Here is a 2,605-nt window from a genome sequence, read left to right as displayed (position 1 = left end):
CACGGCGTTTGATGTCGCCACGTTGTATACTTACACGGCCACGGCTGGCGAGTCAGCCGCGGGTGGCGACGGAAGTCTTGCTGCCGGTCCGGTGGCTAACCCATTTTCCTTTACTTCATTGATTGTCGGCGGAGGTGGAGGAACAGGCGCTATATCCAATTCTGTCACGGTTACATCCCCGAACGGCGGCGAATCTTGGGCTGGCAATTCGAGCCATAATATTACTTGGTCGACAACTGGCACGAGCATCAGCAAAATTAAATTATTATATTCTCTAGACTCAGGCATCAACTTTCCGTACACAATCGCTGCAAATGAGAATAACGACGGCTCTTATTCTTGGACAGTTCCCAACGTGGCGAATAGCGCAGCAAAAATAAAAATTGAAGGATACGATTCCAGCAGTCTTCTTGTGACCTCAGATATCTCCGACGCCAACTTTACCATTACTTATGTCACTCCTGTACCAGGAACACCTGAAACCCCAGGCACTCCGGAAACTCCGGCCACGCCAGAAACTCCTTTGGGTGAATTGCAGGCAGGCGATCTTTTTAAGAGCCCCCTAAGTACAACTGTTTACTACTACGGTTCTGACAACAAGCGCCACATTTTCCCGAATGTAAAGACCTACAACAGCTGGTATCCTGATTTTGCCAATATTAAGAGCGTTTCCGCGACAACACTTCAGGCAGTTGCTCTCGGCGATAATGTTACCGTTCGCCCTGGTACTGTGCTCGTGAAGATTGATACAAATCCCAAGGTTTACGCCGTTGAACCAAACGGACTTCTCCGCTGGGTTCCGACCGAAGCTCGCGCCACCACTCTTTATGGTTCCAACTGGGCGACAAAAGTCATTGATGTCCCTGTCATCTTTTGGGTTGATTACCTCTTTGGTTCTGATATCACGACCGACTCCCATCCAACCGGCGCGCTCGTGAAATACTCCAGCTCAGTTGATGTCTATTACATCCAGAACGCCGAGAAGAGAAAAATCACCTCGGCCGGATTTACCGCGAATAATTTTCAGTACGCTCATATTCTCACGATCCCCTCGACCGTTACTTATGTCGCGGGCACAGATTTAACCGCTGCGGAGAATGCGATTATGAGGATTTTCTAAGTCAAACCAAACAGATCTAAAAACCAGGCCGGTTTATTCCGGTCTGGTTTTGTGATATAATAAAAATAATTCCATCAGGAGGGGATGTGGACACTTTTTGTAGATAAATAATTAATATATAAACAAAATAATTTTAATTTTCTAGATTCTATTTTTGGATTCTAGATTCAAAAATTTATGGCAGAAAAAATCAAAAAAAGTTTTTTTAAAGTATTGCCATTGTCGGTGGTAGTATTTTTAGTTTTAGGGTTGGCCGTGGCATTTACCATGCCAACTCCTCAAAGTCCGGGAGTTTTGCCGGTTTTGGCGGCGGGGGACAACTCCGTAACGGACATAACCTTGCTTGATACGGATTTGGATGGGGAAATAAATAAAGCTAGGGTTACGGTTAATAACGCCGGCCTAGCCACCGCGGCTGTTCATGACCTTACCGGCTGGACTGCGACTGATAACGCGGGAGTTGATCCGGTGACAATTACCGCCGTGGCTTTTGACACCAACGCGGATAATGTCGGCGACGCCGCTACGGCTACTACTAGTCCGTTAGTTATTATAGTTGATTTGAATGAAGCAAATGTAACGCCAAATAATACCCTAAACGCTGATCTGGAAATTATTTACACCCAACAGGGCGCAAACGCGGGAACTGAATATAATGATGCTACGAATACACAATTGGTGGCGATTCTGACTGGTGACACCAATGTGACGGACACGGAAAATGACGGCGCGGCTCCGGTAATCAAAACCATTACTTATTTAGACGGAGATACTGATGGTCTGGTTGATCGGATAAAACTCGATTACACGGAAACAGTCACGGCAGGTTCAATTCTCGCGGCTAATGATTTAACTTTTGGCAATGTGGGAAGCTTCATTGGCGCGGCTTTTGGCACTAACAACACAGATCTTATTGCTGGTGCTGATACTACAACTACAATTGTCTTGGGGGTAGAAGCAAGCACTGTCGCCACAAAGGATGATTCTACCCTCTTGGCTGTTTCTGCTCAAAATTCCTTCTCTCTGACTGATGGTACAAATACTAACGCGGTTCTTGTTGATCAAGTCCAGGCTACTTATGTCGATGGCGCCGGTCCGGTTCTTATCGGTGGGCAATACACTGATGACGATGCCGATGGCGCGATAAATTTTCTTAGTGCTTCTTGGTCGGAGACGGTAGTGGTGACGGGCAGCACGGCAGTTGATTGGACAATTACGGTTGGTTCAATCGGCGCAGTTTATGCCACTTCCAGCGATAACCCCGGAACTATTACATACCCCATCGGAGTTACCGCGGATGCCAATGAAACTGGCGGCGCGGTCAATCCGACAGTCGCTTATGACAATGATGATCTTAACAATAGCGTAGTTGATGCCTCATCTAACGCGGCTGTTACGACCGGACCAGTTGCTATTACTGACTTGGCTTCGCCGATTCCGGTTTCAGCCGCTTATAAAGATTCTGATGCCAATGGCACAGTTAAT

The 2,605-nt window shown here is 46.9% G+C and carries 2 protein-coding genes; both read left to right on the top strand.

What is annotated here, in order from left to right:
* The coding region (locus tag WC734_06580; protein MFA6198783.1) for a Ser-Thr-rich GPI-anchored membrane family protein at positions 1-1,120 on the top strand (1,120 nt) is incomplete at its 5' end.
* Positions 1,121-1,297: 177 nt separating this feature from the next.
* Positions 1,298-2,605, top strand: a 1,308-nt coding sequence (locus WC734_06575; GenBank protein ID MFA6198782.1) for a hypothetical protein, incomplete at its 3' end; no start/stop codon positions are given.

This window comes from Patescibacteria group bacterium, assembly GCA_041661625.1.
In the GTDB taxonomy this organism is placed as follows: Bacteria; Patescibacteriota; Patescibacteriia; order JAHIZJ01; family JAHIZJ01; genus JBAZUB01.
The sequence above is the reverse complement of the archived record's forward strand: the minus strand, read 5'-3'. Positions and strand labels throughout refer to the sequence as shown.